Source organism: Paraburkholderia suaedae, from assembly GCF_040812055.1.
In the GTDB taxonomy this organism is placed as follows: Bacteria; Pseudomonadota; Gammaproteobacteria; order Burkholderiales; family Burkholderiaceae; genus Paraburkholderia.
The window spans coordinates 65,343-84,019 of sequence record NZ_JBFOAH010000029.1 but is presented as its reverse complement, the minus strand read 5'-3'; the positions used below and the strand labels follow the sequence as shown (position 1 = coordinate 84,019).

Below are 18,677 nucleotides of genomic sequence, written 5' to 3'. Positions count from 1 at the left end.
CAGGATCCTTGCCGAACATCATCGGCGCGTGCTTGAGTTCGCGTCTCCTACCGGAGCCTCGAGCTCAAGCACGCGAAGAAAACGGTCTTCAAGAAAGTGAAACGATGTCTGTGAATCGCACAGCTGATCTCTCCCATTCATATCGACATCCGATTGCATCGAGGTCCCAATCATGTTCAACCGCATCGTCACCGCCGCCGTCTTCGCCACCAGCGCCATCGCAGGCACGGCATTCGCGAGCGGCTATGGTCCCGCCCCGCACTACGACGCGCTCGCTGGCGCGCCCGCATCACAACGCGGCGTCAGCGCACAAACCGTCGCCTTCGAATCGATGTCCACGGATTCCAAAGCGAGCGGATACGGCGGCGTCGCCGATACGGTTTCGCAGGCAGGCGCCCGAACCACTACGACAGCCGGTACGGCGTCGCTTTTTGCTCACCACTGAATCGGAGATACACGACATGAACACGCAAACCGACACTATTCTTTATACCGGCAAAATCCACGTCACCGGAGGCCGCGACGGCTCGGCCCGCAGCTCCGATGGTCGTCTCGACGTCAAACTGAGTTCGCCCGGCGGCCCCGGCAACGGCACGAATCCGGAGCAGATGCTGGCCGCAGGATGGTCCGCATGCTTTATCGGCGCGATGACCAAGGCGGCCGCGAGCATGAAAGTGCGCCTGCCCGCCGAGACCGCCGTCGATGCGGAAGTCGATCTCGGCGTCGCCGACGGCGTGTACTTCCTGCGTGCACGGCTCGCGGTCAGCCTGCCGGGCATCGCGCGCGACGTCGCCGAAGCGATCGCGGCTGGCGCACATCAGACCTGCCCGTACTCGAAGGCGTTGCGCGGCAACATCGAAGTGACGGTGACCGTCGTCTGATAGGCGGCAACGCGTCCGGCGGCGAGTGGAGGCGGAGGCCGTCTGGCGCGACGGTCTGTGATCCGACATGACCCGCGTGAGCGCATCGAGATTTGTCGGAGCAATTCGAGCTGACAGAACCGAGCGTGAGCCAGACCGCAGGCGACTGCGTTTCAGCGCACGAAGTGCGGATGCGTCGTCGATAAAGAATGCTTCGCCCGACAGGCAAGCGTTTAGTAACCCGCGACTTCGATGACCGCGTCCGCAAAGTCCTTCGGCGCTTCCTGCGGCAGATTGTGGCCGATTCCGCCGTTGACGGTTCGGTGCGCGTATTTGCCCGAGAACATCTTCGCGTAGGCTGACGGATTGGGATGCGGCGCGCCATTGGCGTCGCCTTCGAGCGTGATGGTCGGCACGGCGATAGTCGGCGCGGCAACGAGGCGCTGTTCGAGCCCGGCGTATTGCGATTCGCCCAGCGCGAGTCCGAGACGCCAGCGATAGTTGTGAATCACCACGGCGACATGATCCGGGTTCGCGAAGGACTGCGCGGAGCGATTGTAGGTCGCATCGTCGAAGTCCCATTTTGGTGACGCGAGACGCCAGATGAGCCGGTTGAATTCGTTGCGGTTCGCGTCGTACCCGGCCTGACCGCGCTCGGTGGCGAAATAGAACTGATACCACCATGCGAGCTCTGCCTTTGGCGGGAGCGGTGCTCGGCCGGCGGACTGACTACCGATCAGATAGCCGCTCACTGAAACCATCCCCTTGCATCGTTGTGGCCACAGCGCTGCAATGATGTTGACTGCGCGCGCGCCCCAGTCGAAGCCACCGAACACGGCCGTTTCGATTTTCAGCGCGTCCATCAGCGCGATAATGTCAGCCGCGAGAACGGCTTGCTGTCCGTTACGCGGAGTGTCTGCGGACAGGAATCGGGTCGAGCCGAAGCCGCGCAGATACGGCACGATCACGCGATAACCGGCGGCGGCGAGCAATGGCGTGACATCGGCGAAACTATGGATGTCATAAGGCCAGCCGTGCAGGAGGATTACGACCGGGCCGTCGTCCGGTCCCGCTTCCGCATACCCGATGCTCAGCGCGCCTGCGTTCACCTGGCGAATGGTCTCAAACGATGCGACGCGTGCACGGGCGCTGGCGTCGATAGAGCGCGTGCTCGCGGCCGATTGCGCGAGGGCAAGCGGGTTCAGTCCGAGTCCGAGTTCGAGCAGGCCAACGCCTGCGATCGTCGCTTGCAAGAGGCGGCGGCGAGAGTTGATTTCTTCCGGCATGGCTCTATGTCCTATGAGATTGTGTCGATCGCCCTTCGGGGCGCTGGTGATCACATCGACGTTCGCGCGCTTCGCCTTCGAGTACCGACAGGTTTTGTGTGCAGTTGCTGCCGCGCTTTCGCGCGCCAGCAACCGGCACTCCGTCACTGTTGCTGGCGCAGCGGTCTAAATGCCGCACGGAGCTCCTCTGCATAGAGCTGAGGTTGCTCCCATGCTGCGAAGTGGCCGCCCTTGTCTACCTCGTGGAAATAGGTGAGCTTGGGATAACTGCGCTCAGTCCAGCTGCGTGGGGCCCGATAGATTTCGCCGGGAAACACCGTCACGGCCACTGGGACCGAGATATCGGCCGTCTTCTGCTCGACGGCGTTGAAGTTATTGTTGTTGTTTTCCCAATAGAGCCGCGCCGCCGAAGTGGAGGTGTTCGTCACCCAGTACAGCGTGATGTCGTCGAGCATCTCGTCCCTCGTGAGCGAGCGTTCGGGGTGGCCGCCGCTATAAGTCCAGGCCGCGAATTTGTCGTACATCCACGCCGCCTGGCCCGCGGGCGAATCAGCGAGGCCGTAGCCCTCGGTTTGCGGACGGGTGACCATCATGGCGGCATAGCCGCCGCCCTTTTTGTAAAGATTGGCGAGTGATTCGTATGCTGCCTTTTCCTCCCCGGACAGTCCGGCCGGCGCCGGTTCGCCAGCGTTGAGCGCCTTCGCGACGTCCGGTGGCACCGTCGCGGGCATATTGACGTGAATGCCGAGGAGTCCCGGCGGGGCCTGACGTCCCATCGCATCCGCGACCACCGAGCCCCAATCGCCGCCTTGCGACACGTAGTGCTGGTATCCCAGACGCTTCATCAACACATCCCAGGCCCGCGCGATGTGGTCGGGACCCCAGCCGGCGTCCGTCGGCTTGCCTGAGAAGCCGTAGCCGGGCATCGACGGAATGACGACATCGAAGGCGTCCTCCGCGCGGCCGCCATAAGCGGTAGGGTCGGTGAGTGGGCCAATCGCCTTTTCGAGTTCCAGCGGCGAACCTGGCCAGCCGTGGGTGATGACCAGAGGCAGGGCATTCGGATGGCGGGACTTCACGTGAATGAACTGGATATCGACACCGTCGATCGTGGTCACGAACATCGGCAGCGTATTCAGCCTGGCCTCCGATTTACGCCAGTCGTAGCCGGTTCCCCAATAACGCACCAGCGCCTGGATCTCCGCCTCCTGCACGCCCTGTGTCTGATCGGAGACCGTTTCCTTGTCGGGCCAACGGGTCGCGGCGATGCGGCGCCGAAGGTCGACGAGTGTTTCGTCCGCAACATGGATATGGAAGGGGCGAATCGAATCGTCTTCAGCAGCCGCCACGCGCAGGCTCGCAGAAGGCTGATCTGCTGGCGAAACGGCATGAGCGGAGCCGAAGACAGTGGCCAGAAACAGGCCGAGTACAGCCGCGACTGAAGTAGCGAATGGACTGTGCCGGGTTTGCGCCATCGAAATCATGGACATGGTGATACTCCTTGAAGAAGGATGTGCGATCTTGTGGCGCCCACGGTTACAGGCGTCATTTCCGTATGGCGTCGATACGGCGCGCATTCGCACGCTCGTTTCTATGCGCCCTGGACAGTTCCTTCGTTGCCGACGATATAGCGGGGCGCTGGTGTCCTGTTCGATAGTTCCGGCAACAGCGCCTCGCGTGCCGCTTCGAACGTGACCCACTTCGCTGCGTCGTGCAGCGCCGGAATCGTGACGAGCTCGTCCCGATCGAAGCCACTGAGCGCGGCGTCGACCATGTCGCCTGCGGACATGACAATGGCCGGATTGAGGTTCTCGACCGGCAAGCCGCCGTTTTGCCAGAAATCGGTGGCCGTGGCGCCAGGCAGCACCGCCTGAACCTTCACGCCGTGGGGAGAGAGTTCGTGCTGCAGCGATTGGCTGAACGCAAGCACGAAGGCCTTGGTGCCGCCGTACACGCCGTTCAGGCGCTCCGGCGCGATACTGACGATCGATGAAATGTTGATGATGGCGCCCTTTCCACGCGAGACGAAGCCAGGGACTACGGCGTACGTGAGGCGCGTGAGTGCGGTGACGTTCAGATCGATCATCCGCGTCATGGCGTCCACATCGCTGTCGAGCAGCGGCGTATGCGTGCCGACACCCGCATTGTTCACGAGCAACGTAATGCTCGCGTCTTCCTTCAGCTTCGCTTCAACGGTGACGAGCGAAGTCGCGTCGTTGAGATCGGCGGCGATGATTTCGACGGACCGACGTGTTTCGTTTGAGATGCGTTCGGCGAGACTCACGAGCCGATCGCGCCTGCGCGCAACCAGTATCAGATCGTAGCCGCGCTGTGCGAGCCGTTGGGCATAGACCGCGCCGATGCCCGTGGACGCACCCGTGATGAGTGCCGTACCCTGATGTACTTGCGTCATGATGGACTCCGGTTGTAGGTTTGTCGGTGTTGCATGAACCCATTGTGGGCCGCGATAGCAATGGCGCAAATGACGTATAAGGTCGTCATTCAGGACATCAGATCAAACGCGCCTCTTTGACCCAATGAATAGAGGAGGGCCGCCATGCACCGGATCGGATATTTATTAAGTGATGGCTTTCAGGTGATGGCGCTCGCGTCGCAGTCGGTTTTCGAATACGCGAATGTTGCAGCGCGAGAAAGCTTCTACGCGATCGAGAACTTTTCGGTGGCGGGCGGCGAGGTGCGGTCCTCGCTCGGCATGTGTGTGGTCACTCGAGCGCTTCCGGCGCGCGCCGCGATCGACACGTGGATCGCGGCGGGCGTCAACTCGCCACTTAGCTCGCCGCCGCCAGCCGAAATGCTCGTGTTTTTGCGCAAAGCCGCCACGCGCGCGCGACGCATTGCCGGTATCTGCACGGGTGGGTTCGTGCTCGCTGAGGCGGGGCTGCTCGCGAACCGGCGCGCGACGACGCATTGGGCCCACGCGCGCTCGATGATGAGCCGCTTTCCTGACATCCATATTGAGGAAGACCGGATCTACATCGTCGATGGTCCGATCTGGACATCGGCGGGTATGACTGCGGGGCTCGACCTGGCGCTCGGGATGGTCGAGAAGGATCTCGGCGCCGATATAGCGCGTTCGGTCGCACACAAGCTGGTGATGCATCAGCGGCGCGCAGGCGGCCAGTCTCAGCACTCGGAAATGCTCGATCTGGCGCCGAAGTCGGACCGCATCCAGGACGCGCTGAACTATGCGCGTAAGAACCTGAAGCGGCCGCTCACCGTGGAGGAACTCGCGAATTCGGCGCATTTGAGTCCACGGCAGTTCAGCCGGGTGTTTACGGTGGAGACCGGACAATCGCCGGCCAAGGCGATCGAAGGGCTACGACTCGAAGCTGCGCGATTGATGATCGAGAAGAGCCGGCACTCATTGGAAGTGATCGCTAGAGAGACGGGGTTTCGTGATCGGCGGCATATGCGCGAAGCGTTTATGCGAGGGTTTGGCCTGCCGCCTCAAGAAGTACGGCGTGAGGCACGCGCGAATTCTTGAATCCGCTTAGGATGGTGTGGGGATAAGCCGACTTCCGCGTTGAATTTCGGCCCGGCTGGTGATTGAACTTCTAAACGATTACCACACGATCATCTTTATCGTTAAGGACAATCGGTATGCTGATTAAAGATGCGTTGCGGTTGTGAAGTTCGCATCTGCAGTGAAATGGTGAGACTGCAGCACTTTGAGTGCGCCTGAGCGTGCCGGCGAGGGTGTCACCGGCAGTCCATGCTCACGCGAGATCAGCCCTCAAGTCGCGGAGCGACGGCCACTGCATCATCATGCAGTGAAGCAGCATCGTGCTGCCATCCGCCACCCAGCGACTGGAACACCCTTACCTGGTCGTACGCGATTTGCGCGTTTGACTCGGCAAGTGCCGCCTGGGCGTTGGCGAGTGTGCGGTCGGCATCTAGACTCAGCAGATAAGGCACGCGCCCACCCTGGTAGAGGCGGCGTTGTTCACGAGCAACCGCGCTGGTCTGGTCGCGTGCTTCACGCAGTGAGTCATTGCGGCTAATCTCGTTGGTATAGCGAGCCAGCGCGCTCTGCGTCTCCTCCAGCGCTTTCAGTACTACGCCATCAAAGCGTGCCAGCGACGCATCGGTGCCCGTTTCCGCGCCGCGGACACGGGCCCGGGCGCCATTGGTCGGGAAATTCCACGTCACCAGCGAGCCGAAACTCCAGTGGCGCGTGACGCCCATGCCGAGATCCGACAGGGGCGCCTGTTACACCGCCTGTAGCGCCGAGGCTGATCGAAGGATGGAGATCGGCCGCCGCAACGCCGATTTTCGCGGTAGAGGACGCCAGTTCGCGTTCGGCCTGCCGCACATCGGGCCGCCCCTCGTCCGCATCTTTCAGAGTGGCGCGCTACCTGGTGCACCGATGTTGACTAGCGCTTCAGTGCATCCATGAAGGGTGGCGAGCACGCCACCCTTCATGCGTCTGTTCACACGGTTTCGTCTAGCAGTGGGTAGTCGTTGTAACCGGTTTCGTCGTCCGTGTAGATGGTTTCCGGGTTGACCGCATTGAGCGGCGCACCGCGTCGAAAGCGCTCCACCAGATCAGGGTTGGCGATAAAAGGGCGCCCAAACGCTGCCAGGTCTGCATCGCCGCGTTCGATGGCCAACTCCGCACTCTCCCTCGTCAGCCCCTCATTGAGAATATAGGCCCCTTTGAAGATACGCCGCACGTCGCGGCCGATGCGGTCTTGGCCGCGTTCCAGCGCTTCGCGCGCGAAAATGAAAGCGATGTTGCGCGCGTTCAGTTGCTCGGCAACATAAGTGAACAGCGCACGCGGATCCGAGTCGCGCATCGAGTATGAACTCGACATCAGGTTCAGATGCACGCCGATGCGGTCCGCGGACCAAACCGTGAGCAACGCATCGACTGCCTCGAGCAGGAAGCGCGCGCGGTTCTCGATCGGGCCGCCGTAACGGTCGGTGCGCAGGTTCGATCCATCGTGCAGAAACTGATCGAACAGGTAACCATTTGCCGCATGAAGCTCGACACCGTCAAAACCAGCGCGTAGTGCGTTTGCGGCGCCGACCCGGAAATCTTCAACGATGCCGGGAATTTCTTCGGTCTCCAGCGCACGCGGAACGCCGTAGGGGCGCTGAGGCCGTACGCGGGTGACATGGCCTTCCGGCGCAATCGCACTTGGGGCGACCGGAGCTTGCCCGTCATGGTAGAGCGGGTCGGAGACTCGCCCGACGTGCCACAACTGGGAGACGATCACGCCACCCGCAGCGTGTACCGCCGAGGTCACCTCTGTCCAGCCGGCGATCTGCTTCTCCGTCCAGATGCCCGGCGTGTTGGGATAACCAACGCCCTGGGGCGTGACGGAAGTGGCTTCGGTAATGACAAGTCCAGCGCTTGCACGCAGCGCGTAGTGGTGCGCATTGTGGACGCCTGGACTGCGCTCGGCGAATGCGCGCATGCGGGTGAGCGGCGCCATGACAATGCGATTCGCCAACTTCAGCGCGCCAATCTGGATGGGGTCGAAGAGTGTGGACATCTGCGGGCTTCTCACTTCAGTGTTGAGGGTAGCAAGGACGGCTGCTTCGTTCCGCTGACTATGGAACGGGGTCCGCCATGCGTTTATCGTCACAGCGCATTCGATGTAACAATAGTTGTTACAACATAAACCATCCCGAGCATCGGCACAAGTCTCATTGTCATGATCAGATGCCGTCGATGAGAAACGAAATGCGTGGACGGGGCGGCTCCGGCACGCCAGTGCGACCATGCGTATAGCGTGAAAACGTCCGTCTCTTAAGGCGGGGAATGCGCTATGTCGCCGGATTCATCAAACAGGTCACGATTGACTTCCCGTGTTGTAACGAATATAGTTACAACCAAATTGACTAACGCAGACTTTCTATGAGCGCCAACAGCCGCCTGACCGTGGCGACACACATCCTGGCGTGGATGGCGCTCGTCGCACGGCGCACTCCTGACCCGGTCACCTCTGATCGGATCGCTGCAAGTGTAAACACGAATCCGGTAGTGATTCGTCGTACGCTTGGGTTGCTTGCAAAAGGCGGGCTTGTCGAGAGCTATCGCGGTGTCAACGCGGGATGGCGTCTGGCGAGGAGTGCTGACGCCATCAGTCTGCTTGACGTGTTTGATGCACTTGAAGAGGGTGCGCGCTTTGCGCTTCACGCTTCGAAACCCAGCCAGGCGTGCCCAGTCGGTCGAGGTATCGGGTCGGCGCTGAGCCACGTTTATGGTTCGATCGACGATGGGGTTCGAAAGACGCTTGCCGCCACGACGATCGAAGCGGTACTTACGGACACGCTTGCATCACCACCATTAAAAAAAGCGCGGCTGAAGCGGTAGCCCGATCATCGCGCTGCTGCGTCATCAGCACGCCGCTGCCGCTAATAAACCTGCAGGTGGCAATATGCAACGCGCGCAAGCGGCAGGTCAATCTTGTGCCGCCTCGCGCGCACGAGCAGGTCACCGACAATCGCATCGGCTTCCACGCGAGGCGCGCTACTCGCGATGTCTCGCATCATCGACGCGGCCCACGTCGATTGCGGATCGAGCAGCCGTGCGCGGATCCGCCCGAGTTCGTCGGCGCTGAGCGGATGATCTTCGGTTGCCGAGATGGTGCTGCACTCGTCGATAGCCTGGTTCATCAACTGCATGCCATCCTGGCTCGCGAGGATCTCGCCAACGGTACCCCGCATCAGGCAGGTCATCAGCGCGCCGGCCGCGAGCATCACCCATTTGTTCCACAATGCCTGTTCGATATCAGGGAGCATCGAACGCACTCCAGCCGACCGCGAAATCAATCCATGAAAGCGCTGCACGGCGTTCAGCGCCACGGCATGACGTGCGAGCTGATTGATCAGTGCCGCGTTGCCGGAGCCGAGACTACGCGCGACCGCCGACGATATCCCGCCACCCATTGCACCTTGCGACATGTTCTGCATCAGCATCAACAGCGGTACGACCACCGCGATCCCCGCGAGTACCTGGGTGCCGAGCTTCGCGAGAAACCACGTTTCGACGAGCCCCGTCGACGACTGGGCCAGCATCATCAGCATGTTCGACCAGCCCATCCCCGCGAGCATCGGCACAATCGGCGCCTCGAGCATCACGCGCAGGCGCGAGTGGGCCGCGGGCATCGTGCATGCGGCGGCTTGGGGTGGCATCGTATTCATCGTCGCGTTTTCAGCAGGTGGAAAGTACTGGCATATGCAAACAGATTGCATTGCAATGTACGTGCATATGCCGATAGTGGTCAGGTTGATTTAAACTAGGCCGATGGCCAATGCGGCGGACGTTCCGTCAGGTCATCGGACTAAACGGGAGTCATGCTCGGTGTCATCGTCGAATCCCAAAGATCCTCTCGTCTGCAATGGCGCCGCACTGCGCAAGGCAACGCGCCGGCTCTCGCAGCTTTACGACACGGCGCTGGCCCCCTGCGGGCTCAGTACGGCGCAGCGATCGGTCCTCGTCCATATCGAACGGGCGGGCTCCCCTACCATGACCGAACTCGCATATGCGATGGTGCTGGACCGGTCGGCGCTCGCGCGCAACATCAAGCCACTTGAGCGCGACGGTTATCTCGTGCAGAGACCCGACGACGAAGATGGCCGGAGCCGCCGTGTTGAGCTCACGCCGGCCGGACGAGCCAAGCTCACCGAATCCAACCGCCTGTGGCGCAAGGCTCAGAACCGCTTTGAAGCGGTGTATGGCGAACAACGTGCGGCGGCGTTGCGCGTCGCTTTGGCCGAAATTTACTCGGACGAATTCGCGGCGGCATTCGGGCAGCCGTGACCGGCGGCGGCCGTCGTATATCGCAGGCGCTCGCATCGTGATGTACGCATCGCAACAGCAGACGGGGGCGTGCATGCGCGCCGAGGCGGTAATACCCACGCTTCGTTTGCGGGAGAGTTTTTGTTGATCGGTGCGGCGGCAACAGATACAGCGTTGCTTGCTCTTGCGGCCAGGCTCGAAGCCCAAGGCGTGTTGCGGCTCATCGATTGAATGACTATGGCGCCGATCCGGTAGGCGCTGGCGGGTTTGCCGGTCAGTAGGTTCTATCGGCGATAACACGGGCCACTACTTCGAGCGATCGCCTGAGCGTGGCCAGATCCACAGATCCGATTGCCAACCGGATGGCATGAGGCACATGAGCCGACGTCGAGAACGGCTGGGCTGTCGATACTGAAACCCCCTCGCGGATCAACGCCATCGCAATCTCGTCCGCGCGTAACTCCTGCGCGAGAGGCAGCCACACGAAGTAGGAACTGGGGTGGCCGATCCGTTTAAGCCGGCCCAGAATGTCGGCGACGAGGCTCTGACGCATTGCGGCATCCCGTCGCTTATCTTCTTCAAGCCGGGCCACCGTGCCGTCTTCCATCCAGCCGCAGGCAATGGCCGTCATGATCGCCGGAGTGTTCCAGACCGTGGCCCGGATCGCCCGTTCGAGTTTGGGAACCCATTCGCTCGGCGCGCAGACGAAGCCGACGCGCAGCCCCGTCGCGACACTCTTCGACAAGCTCGATACATAGACGGTCGTCTCCGGCGCAAGCGATGCCAACGGAGGCGGAGCATCATCCGCCAGGAATGCGTAAGCGCCGTCCTCGATGATGATCAGCCCGTGTTGCCGGGCGATGGCAACAAGGTCCCGACGTCGCGTCGCGCTCATTACCCAGCCAAGCGGATTGTGTAGCGTCGGCATGGTGTAGACGGCGCGTACTCGCCGTTGCTTGCACAGGGCCGCCAATGTGTCCAGATCGGGGCCGTGCCCAGCGGCCGGGATCGGCGCAAGTTCCAGTCGATTGGCCTGCGCCGCCAGCTTGAATCCAGGGTAGGTCAGCGTGTCCACGGCTACCACGTCGCCGGGCTCGAGTAATGCCATGGCGGATGTCGTCAGCCCGTGCTGTGCGCCGCTGACGAGCAAGGTCGTTTCGGCCGTTGCTGTCAGCCCCCGGCTGCGAAGGTGGGCCGCCGCGGCTGCGCGCTCGTGCTCGCGCCCGCCGTGGGGCTGATATCGAAGTAGCGACTCAAGATCGCCCGCTGCCGCAAGCTGGCGCAGCGCCGCCCTGAGGAGATCGGTCTGGCCCGGCGAAGACGGATAGTTGAAGCTTAGGTCTACCGTGTCCGCGCTCCGGGCATGCAGGTCGATGCCCTGTCCGCGCGGAAGCGCCTCCTTGACGAATGTGCCGCGGCCGGTTTCGCCGCTGACCAAACCCATATCCTGCAGCTCCGAGTAGACACGCGAGGCCGTGACCAACGCCAGGCCTTCGCGAGCAGCGAGGTCGCGGTGCGTTGGCAGACGCGTCCCGGGACGCAGGCGGCCCGCGCGGATGTCAGCCGCGAGGCGGTCGACCAGCTGTTTGTAGCGTGGTTGTGGCATGTCTAAATGTATCCATGACAATTATTTGATTGTATTGATTATCGGACCTACGATGGCATAACACAACGTCTCCACCTCTCCGAGGGCGCCATGCACATTGCCATTCTGACCTTTGAAGGCTTCAACGAACTCGACTCGCTGGTCGCGCTCAACATCCTTAACCGGGTCAAGAAGCCCGGCTGGAAGGTTTCGATCGCCAGTCCAACGGACAAAGTGCGTTCAATGAACGGCGTGGTGATAGAGCGGCAAGCGTCGCTCGCGGACGCATGCGAAGCGGACGCCGTGCTGGTGGGTAGCGGGATAGGGACCCGGAATGTCGTCGCGGATGCCGCGTTGATGGCGCAACTGAGGCTCGATCCGACGCGCCAGCTGCTCGGCGCGCAGTGCTCGGGCACGCTGATACTCGCGAAGCTAGGCCTGCTGAACGGCGTTCCGGCCTGTACGGACGAGACCACCAAATCGTGGGTCGAGGAGGCAGGTGTGGCGGTGCTCAAGCAGCCGTTCGTGGCGAAGCAGAACGTCGCGACCGCCGGCGGTTGCCTGGCATCGCAGTATCTCGCGGTCTGGGTTATCGCGCGTCTGGAGGGCGTCGAGGCCGCACGCAACGCGCTTAACCATGTCGCCCCAGTGGGGGAGAAGGAGACCTACGTGACGCGCGCCATGGCGAACATTTCGCCCTTCCTCTAGGCCGCGACGCCCTGGTGCGTCCTGCAAAGTTGGCATTCTCGGAGTGGTATCGCTAATCATGGATCTCGTTTTCAAGCTCGTCGTTACGCCGCTGTTGCTGTTGGCTGCAACCTTTGCCGTTCGCCGCTGGGGCGAGGCGATCGGCGGGTTGCTGGTGGGGATGCCGCTCACGTCGGGGCCGATCTCGGTGTTCCTCGCACTGGAGCATGGATCCGCATTTGCGGCGCAGGCTACGGCGGGGTCGCTTGTCGCCACGGCTGCGCAAGCGGCCTTTTGCGTTGTCTACTGCAGACTGGCGACGCGGGGATGGCCCACGGTCTTCGCGGGCGCAGGTGCGACGTTTTCCCTTGTAGCGGGCTTTCTGCAATGGAGCGCGCTGCCGCAAAGGGGCCTGTTTCTAATCGCCATCCTGGCCGTCGCGCTTGCGCTCAACCTCATCCCCAGCGAAGCGGTCAGAACCGGCAGGCTCGACACGCCGCGGTGGGACCTGCCCTCGCGTGTGGCACTCATCGCCGGCCTCGTGGTTAGTGTGACGCTCATTGCGCCTTACGTCGGGCCCAAAGCGAGCGGCGTGATTGCATCGTTTCCGTTCATGGCAATCATTCTTGCGGTGTTCTCTCACCGCATGATCGGCCACGCAGCTGCGCAGCAGGTGTTGCGCGGCATGGTGACAGGGCTCCTGGGCTTTGCCACGTTTTTCTATGTGCTGAGCCTGGCGTTGACGCGGTTGGACTTGCCTGCTGCTTACGGCGGCGCGATTCTCTGCGCGCTCGCGATACAAGTTATCTCCTTGTACCGGATGCGCCTGCCAGTCGCCCTGTCTGCCAGGTAAGTCCCTCCGTCTTCATTGAGCCCTCCATGCATCCTGAAGCTCGACTTTGCCGCGCTCGGCTCGAGCCTGCCTTGCCCGATCTCGTCTTCCGAGCACCAATCGAGCTCATTGGGTCGACGGTTCCGGCCGCGGACAGGCGAACGCTTCGTACGCGTGAACCGTGAATACATGCTCCTGGCAAACGCGGTACCACAGGAGGCAAGCCTCGTGATCTGAGTGGATCACGTGACAACCCTGCTTCACGCTGACTTAAACTATCGGCTTAGCACGAAACTGGAAATCGTCTTCATCCAATCACCAGGTACACGCGCGCTATCAAGTCATGGATCTGAACCTGATCGGCCTGTTCGTCGAAATCGTCGAAGCGCACAGCCTCAGCGCGGCCGCGCGCAAGCTCGGTATGACGCGCGCCAACATCAGTCAGCGGCTCAAGCTGCTGGAACGTGAAATGGGCGCGCAATTGTTACGCCGCTCCACGCGCAGCTTCGAGTTGACGCAAGCCGGCCACACGCTTTATGACAGCGGGCAGCGCATACTGGAAGACCTGAGCACGGCTCGCGCCTCGATCGACAGCCTCGGGCAGACGCTGAGCGGCCGCGTCCGTATCAGCGTGCCGACCGGCTTCGGGCGAATGTTTCTCGGCGGCAAGCTGCTCGAATTCGCGCGCATGCAGCCGGGCATCACGCTCACGGTCACGTTCAATAACCGGATCGAAGACCTGATCGCATCCGAAGTCGACGTCGCGATACGTATCACGGCGACGCCGCCGCTCGACTATGTGGCCCGCAATATCTGCTCAATCGACTGGAATCTGGTTGCGTCGGCGGATTACATCGCGAGGCACGGACCGATCGACTGTCCGAGCGATCTCGAACAGCAGACGCTGGTCGCGTCGCCGTATCCCGGCCGCCGGGTCACGATGACGCTCACCCATCGCGAAGACGAAACAGACGTCCACGTCATCACGATGCAGCCCGCGCTGCAGTCGTCCGATTATCCGTTTCTGACGGAAGCCGTGTGCCAGGGCATGGGCATTGGACTGCTGCCGGCGTATGTACCGCATGCGCCGATGAGTTGCGAATTGCAGCGCATCCTGCCGCAGTTCCGCGTGGCGGGCAGGGAGAACACGTTGTATATCGTGACCTTGCCCAATCGCTATCCGTCGCCCGCGACGCAAGCGCTGATCGACTATCTGCGTGCGGAGATCCTGTCGCTCGCGCAAACCTGGACCTAACCGGGCTTCATCCCAGCGCGCACGTCGCCTCGCCTCGCAAGGGCTTTCCGCCTCCCGTGTCAATTTTCCGTTAACAGCTCGTCAACTGACAGTTGGATTGTCAACGCGTGCCGCGCATTGAACAATCACGAAACAGATGGAGACGCGGAGCATGGCTTCCGAATCGACAGGACACGTCGTCAGACGTGAGCTGCACAATCGCATTCTTGTCGTTACTGTCGACAATCCCCCCGTCAATGCGCTCGGCGTGGCCGTGCGTTGCGCACTCAGCGACGCCATCGAAGCCGCCGAACAGGACGCCGGCGTCGACGCCGTATTGTTGCTGGGAGCCGGGCGCAACTTCATCGGCGGCGGGGACATCAAGGAGCTCGGCAAGCCGCCGTTGCCGCCGTCTCTGCCTGTCGTCTGCAACAAGATTGAAGCGTGTCGCAAGCCAGTCATCGCGGCGATACGCGGCGCGGCGCTTGGCGGCGGCCTTGAAATTGCACTCGCCGCGCATTACCGGACTGCGCTCGCCAACGCGAGACTCGGCTTGCCCGAATTGACGCTCGGCCTCTTGCCGGGTGCGGGTGGCACGCAGCGCGCGCCGCGTCTTGTCGGCGCGCGGGCCGCGCTCGATCTGATGCTGAGCGGCCGCCATATGGACGCACAGGAAGCACTCCGCCGCCAATCACATGATGGAGGACGGCGCCTCGCCATATCAGATCGACCGCGTGGTGCGCGAGTTCGGCTTTCCGATGGGGCCGTTTCAGGTGTCGGACCTCGCGGGCGGCGACATCGGCTGGGCGACGCGCAAGCGCCGCGCCGCGACGCGTGATCCGAAGCTGCGCTATGTGCAGATCGCCGATCGCATTTGCGAGCGCGGCTGGTTCGGCCAGAAGACGGGGCGCGGCTACTACCTGTATTCCGACGGCACGCGTGTCGGCACGCCCGATCTCGAAGTCGAGGCGATTATCGACGCGGAGCCCGAGCGTGCGGGCATTGAGCCGCGCGAGTTCTCCGACAATGAGATCCTCCGGCGCTACATGGCGGCCATGATCAACGAAGGCGCGAACGTCGTGCATGAAGGCATCGCGCTGCGTCCGCTCGACGTGGACGTCACGTTTTTCCATGGCTATGGCTTTCCGCGCCATCGCGGCGGCCCGATGCAGTATGCCGATACGGTCGGTCTTGCGAACGTGCTCGCCGACATCCGCGAGTTTGCGCGGCACGATCCCGTCTTCTGGCGGCCGTCGCCGCTTATCGTCGATCTCGTCGAGCGAGGCGCGACCCTGGCGAGCCTCAACCAGACTGTCTGATCTGCCTGGCCGCCATGCACCTGATTCTCTTGAAGGATCGGGTGCATGCGCGGCGTGCTGTCGATCAGTGGATCAAACCTTTCTTGCGGCCTATCGCGACAGCCTGCGTCCTGTTTTGCGCACCGAGCTTGCCATTGATCTTTCGCAGATGGGACTTGATGGTCAGTTCCGACACGAAGAGCTTTTCGGCGATGACCTTGTTGCGGTGGCCGGCTGACAGCATGCGCAACACGTCGAGTTCGCGCGATGTCAGCGCGTCATGCGGCGGCGTCTGCCGGCTGGCAGGCGCGTCCTTGCGAAGCGTGAGACCCGGATAGGTTTGATCGGCGATGGCCAGCAAGCTATCCACGAACGCGGGAACGACGCCGAGTGTCGCCATGTCGTCGTGATGATGTTCAGCCCACGCGCAGATCAGCGACATCAGCGCGAGTCCCTCGTCGAGGATGATCCGCACGAAGCCCTCATGGCTTGCTACCTGAAGAGCCTTCGTGAGTTCCTCGAACGCCGCATTCCGATCGCCGAGACCGTCGAGTGCGAGCGCGAGCAGCAGACGGATTTTCAGTGCGCGCCAATAGCGCTGACATGCGTAAGCATGTTCGAGGGCGTCGCGCAGCACGCTCGCGGCAAGCTCATACCGGGCTAACGCGATGTCGAGGCGCGCCCGTGTGAGCGAGGGCAAATCGATATCGTTGGCGTGAAAGGAGACGTCGGGGCTTTTCCATTGCGCGTGCAGATAAGCGGCGCGCAGCGCCTGTTCGGCGGCCTCCAGACGGCCCTCGATGGTCGCGACGCGGGCGCGTTCGATCCATGACGAGCAGACGGCTCGATCCAGCGATATCGAACGCCCCAGATGCTCCAGTTCCGCCAATAGCCGCAGCCATTGCTCCCTGTCGCCACGGATCAGCGCAACACGCGCGTAGAGCACGTGAGCGGTAATCAGCGAGTCCGGTGGACTCACACTCTTGGCGAGCGGCAGCGAATCGGCGAGCAGCCGCGAGACTTCATCGATCTCATTGGCTTCGTAGAGCACCAGTGAACGCGAAATATCGATGCTGGTGCGATTCCCTGCCACGTCGCCGCGTTGCTTTTGCCATTCATAGGACGAGGCGATGGCCATGCGCGCGAGAGCAGTGCCAAGACGCCCTTGCACGAGATCGATGATGCCTTCGATGGCTTCCGCCATCGAGCGCATCACGACGAACGGATGGTCTTGCCTTCGTTGCAGGCCGCACGACAGCACGCTACGCGCTTCGTCGTAGCAATGGGTCGAGACGAGGCTGTACGCGAGGGAATTGGTGAGCGTGAAGTAGGGAAAGCCTGCGTTGCCAGGCAGGCGCTTGAGGACGGCGAGGCCGGTTTGCCGGCTCGCCTCCACCTGGTCGGTCAGCGTCAACAGCACGCTGCGCAGTGCTTCCGCTTCGAGCGCAAGGTCCTCGTGCTCCGCATCGTGCGCGCGTTCTGCGACGATCTGCTGCACGGTGTCCAGCGCCGCCGTATAGCGGCGATTGAGCAGCAGCACCCAGGCGTACACCAACCGCACGCGGGGCAGGGACACGAGCAGGACAGGATCGATGCGATCGAGCCAGCGCATCAGCAAGCGGATGCGGCCGGCGCAGAGAAGGCGCCGTGAGTGCAGGCCAATCTGCGCGAGCGCGGCATGATGCTCGGCGGCATCCAGCAGATGCTCGATAGCGGGAATCGGCTGATTCCGTTCGATGAACCAGCTCGCGGCCTGCCGATGAATCTGCGCCTCACGCTCAGCTTGCGCGACCTGAAGCCGATGGTGCAGGAAGCTGCCGAACAGCCGGTGATAGCGATACCAGTTGCGCTCACCGTCGAGCGGAACGAGAAAGAGATTCGAACGATCGAGGTAATCGAGCATGTCGCGGCTGTCGCTGCGCCCCGTCACCGCATCGCACAGCTCAGCGGAAAAGTGCGGCAATGCGCTCGTTTCCAGCAGAAACGAGCGGCACGATTCGCTTTGACGCGCGAGGATGTCATCGGCAAGAAACTCCGCCAGCTCGATGTGTGTGCCGGAGAACGATGCAACGAACGCGGCATGATCGCTTCGGTTACGCAGTGAAAGCGTCGCGAGGTAAATAGCCTTCGCCCATCCCTCGGTGCTGCGATGGAGCGTGGCGATTTCTGGATCGCGCAGCGGGATGCCGCAACGGTCACGAATGAAGTGCGTCGTTTCGGCAAGTGAAAAGCGCAGCGCGCCGGGCGTGATATCGAGTAATTCGCCGCGCGCCCGTATGCGCCCGAGTCCAAGCTCGGGTGTGACGCGCGAAGCGACAACCAGCATGCTGCCAGGCGGCAGCGCGCCGATCAGCCGCTGTACGAAGTTCACGACAGCCGGGCTCTGAATCGTCTCGAAGTCGTCGAACAGAATGGACAGCGAGCGCGTACGCGCAGCGATGCTTTCGATCAACGCACTGCACAAGCGCTCATCGCCGATCGCATGAATGGAAGCAGGGTCGTTGCGCGTGGCGCCTGGCAATGATTGCAGGCCAGCGTCGAGGTGCAGCAGGAAGCGCTGCAGATGGTTGTCGGCGTTGTCGAGCCGCAACCAGACGATGTCGCGCCGGTGGATCCGGCAATGGGCCGCGTACTGCTGCATCAGCGTGGTTTTGCCGAAACCCGCGGCCGCTCGTATCAGCACGAGCCGCGCGGAACGTGCGCCTGTTATCGCATCGATCAGTTGCGGGCGGGCAAGCTGCGTCGGATTGTCCGCCGGGGGAAGAAGCTTGGATGCAACGATGCCCGGCATGATGCTGCCCCTGCTTCTATCCGCAACGTCGTCAAACGTACTCACCAGCTGAACTCCGTGATCTCTGCTCGCGTGCCGCAATGCTTGCAAGGCCTGCAAGGACGCCCCCGTGTATATGCATATAAGCAAGCCTGTCGCGCGAACGAGACGATTATCCCACCCACTTTATTGCGTTGCCGCGACGCCAACCGCGCGGTGTAATTCTTCCACAGCCATAAAGCGTCGTCGTAGTTCGTTCGAACTATTCGGCACAGGGTCGCGATTTCCTCCTTTCGATACAGGACAACATGCGCGGTGCTGCCTAAGGTAACGATTCGAGCATAGAGCGGCCCT

The 18,677-nt window shown here is 62.2% G+C and carries 16 protein-coding genes and 1 pseudogene; 9 read left to right on the top strand and 8 right to left on the bottom strand.

Annotated features, from left to right (window positions below):
* Window positions 1-172: 172 nt before the first annotated feature.
* Window positions 173-445: a hypothetical protein gene (locus ABQJ48_RS30490; protein ID WP_367841671.1), complete on the top strand. Its 273-nt coding sequence runs from the start codon at window positions 173-175 to the stop codon at window positions 443-445.
* A gap of 16 nt (window positions 446-461) precedes the next feature.
* Complete coding sequence (locus tag ABQJ48_RS30485) at window positions 462-881, top strand: organic hydroperoxide resistance protein (protein WP_367841670.1); 420 nt, start codon at window positions 462-464, stop codon at window positions 879-881.
* A 212-nt stretch (window positions 882-1,093) separates the two neighbouring features.
* Here the strand turns inward: ABQJ48_RS30485 and ABQJ48_RS30480 are convergent, their stop codons facing one another.
* The 3 genes from ABQJ48_RS30480 to ABQJ48_RS30470 form a co-directional block, all read right to left on the bottom strand.
* Window positions 1,094-2,146, bottom strand: coding sequence for an alpha/beta hydrolase (locus tag ABQJ48_RS30480; protein WP_367841669.1), 1,053 nt, complete (start codon window positions 2,144-2,146; stop codon window positions 1,094-1,096).
* 143 nt (window positions 2,147-2,289) lie between these two features.
* Window positions 2,290-3,636 (bottom strand): epoxide hydrolase family protein, encoded by a 1,347-nt coding sequence (locus ABQJ48_RS30475; RefSeq protein ID WP_367841668.1) that lies wholly within the window; start codon window positions 3,634-3,636, stop codon window positions 2,290-2,292.
* A gap of 101 nt (window positions 3,637-3,737) precedes the next feature.
* Window positions 3,738-4,559 carry an SDR family NAD(P)-dependent oxidoreductase gene (locus ABQJ48_RS30470; RefSeq protein ID WP_367841667.1) on the bottom strand — a complete coding sequence of 274 codons (822 nt, stop codon included), beginning with the start codon at window positions 4,557-4,559 and terminating at the stop codon, window positions 3,738-3,740.
* 144 nt (window positions 4,560-4,703) lie between these two features.
* Here ABQJ48_RS30470 and ABQJ48_RS30465 point away from each other — a divergent pair, with 144 nt between their 5' ends.
* Window positions 4,704-5,651, top strand: coding sequence for a GlxA family transcriptional regulator (locus ABQJ48_RS30465; RefSeq protein ID WP_367841666.1), 948 nt, complete (start codon window positions 4,704-4,706; stop codon window positions 5,649-5,651).
* Window positions 5,652-5,893: 242 nt separating this feature from the next.
* Here ABQJ48_RS30465 and ABQJ48_RS30460 read toward each other — a convergent pair whose 3' ends face one another.
* Entirely contained in the window at window positions 5,894-6,352 is a 459-nt protein-coding gene (locus tag ABQJ48_RS30460) for a TolC family protein (RefSeq protein ID WP_367841665.1), read from the bottom strand.
* A gap of 245 nt (window positions 6,353-6,597) precedes the next feature.
* Entirely contained in the window at window positions 6,598-7,665 is a 1,068-nt protein-coding gene (locus tag ABQJ48_RS30455) for an alkene reductase (protein WP_367841676.1), read from the bottom strand.
* Window positions 7,666-8,030: 365 nt separating this feature from the next.
* Here ABQJ48_RS30455 and ABQJ48_RS30450 point away from each other — a divergent pair, with 365 nt between their 5' ends.
* The gene (locus ABQJ48_RS30450; protein ID WP_367841664.1) at window positions 8,031-8,489 is read left to right on the top strand and encodes an Rrf2 family transcriptional regulator; all 459 of its coding nucleotides are present in this window, start codon (window positions 8,031-8,033) and stop codon (window positions 8,487-8,489) included.
* 41 nt (window positions 8,490-8,530) lie between these two features.
* Here the strand turns inward: ABQJ48_RS30450 and ABQJ48_RS30445 are convergent, their stop codons facing one another.
* Window positions 8,531-9,310, bottom strand: coding sequence for a ketopantoate reductase C-terminal domain-containing protein (locus ABQJ48_RS30445; protein ID WP_367841663.1), 780 nt, complete (start codon window positions 9,308-9,310; stop codon window positions 8,531-8,533).
* Window positions 9,311-9,479: 169 nt separating this feature from the next.
* Between ABQJ48_RS30445 and ABQJ48_RS30440 the strand changes: the two genes are divergently transcribed.
* The gene (locus ABQJ48_RS30440) at window positions 9,480-9,938 is read left to right on the top strand and encodes a MarR family winged helix-turn-helix transcriptional regulator (RefSeq protein ID WP_367841662.1); all 459 of its coding nucleotides are present in this window, start codon (window positions 9,480-9,482) and stop codon (window positions 9,936-9,938) included.
* A 253-nt stretch (window positions 9,939-10,191) separates the two neighbouring features.
* Here the strand turns inward: ABQJ48_RS30440 and ABQJ48_RS30435 are convergent, their stop codons facing one another.
* Complete coding sequence (locus tag ABQJ48_RS30435; RefSeq protein ID WP_367841661.1) at window positions 10,192-11,523, bottom strand: aminotransferase-like domain-containing protein; 1,332 nt, start codon at window positions 11,521-11,523, stop codon at window positions 10,192-10,194.
* A gap of 90 nt (window positions 11,524-11,613) precedes the next feature.
* Between ABQJ48_RS30435 and ABQJ48_RS30430 the strand changes: the two genes are divergently transcribed.
* The 4 genes and pseudogenes from ABQJ48_RS30430 to ABQJ48_RS30415 all read left to right on the top strand — a co-directional run bounded on the left by ABQJ48_RS30430 (window position 11,614) and on the right by ABQJ48_RS30415 (window position 15,574).
* A complete protein-coding gene (locus tag ABQJ48_RS30430; RefSeq protein ID WP_367841660.1) occupies window positions 11,614-12,210 on the top strand; it encodes a DJ-1/PfpI family protein in 597 nt (198 codons plus the stop codon).
* Window positions 12,211-12,268: 58 nt separating this feature from the next.
* Window positions 12,269-13,042, top strand: coding sequence for a hypothetical protein (locus ABQJ48_RS30425; protein WP_367841659.1), 774 nt, complete (start codon window positions 12,269-12,271; stop codon window positions 13,040-13,042).
* Window positions 13,043-13,364: 322 nt separating this feature from the next.
* Window positions 13,365-14,276 carry a LysR family transcriptional regulator gene (locus ABQJ48_RS30420; RefSeq protein WP_367841658.1) on the top strand — a complete coding sequence of 304 codons (912 nt, stop codon included), beginning with the start codon at window positions 13,365-13,367 and terminating at the stop codon, window positions 14,274-14,276.
* Between the two features lie 151 nt (window positions 14,277-14,427).
* A pseudogene (locus tag ABQJ48_RS30415) lies at window positions 14,428-15,574 on the top strand (enoyl-CoA hydratase/isomerase family protein).
* Window positions 15,575-15,638: 64 nt separating this feature from the next.
* Here ABQJ48_RS30415 and ABQJ48_RS30410 read toward each other — a convergent pair.
* Window positions 15,639-18,389 carry a winged helix-turn-helix domain-containing protein gene (locus tag ABQJ48_RS30410; protein WP_367841657.1) on the bottom strand — a complete coding sequence of 917 codons (2,751 nt, stop codon included), beginning with the start codon at window positions 18,387-18,389 and terminating at the stop codon, window positions 15,639-15,641.
* Window positions 18,390-18,677: the final 288 nt, after the last annotated feature.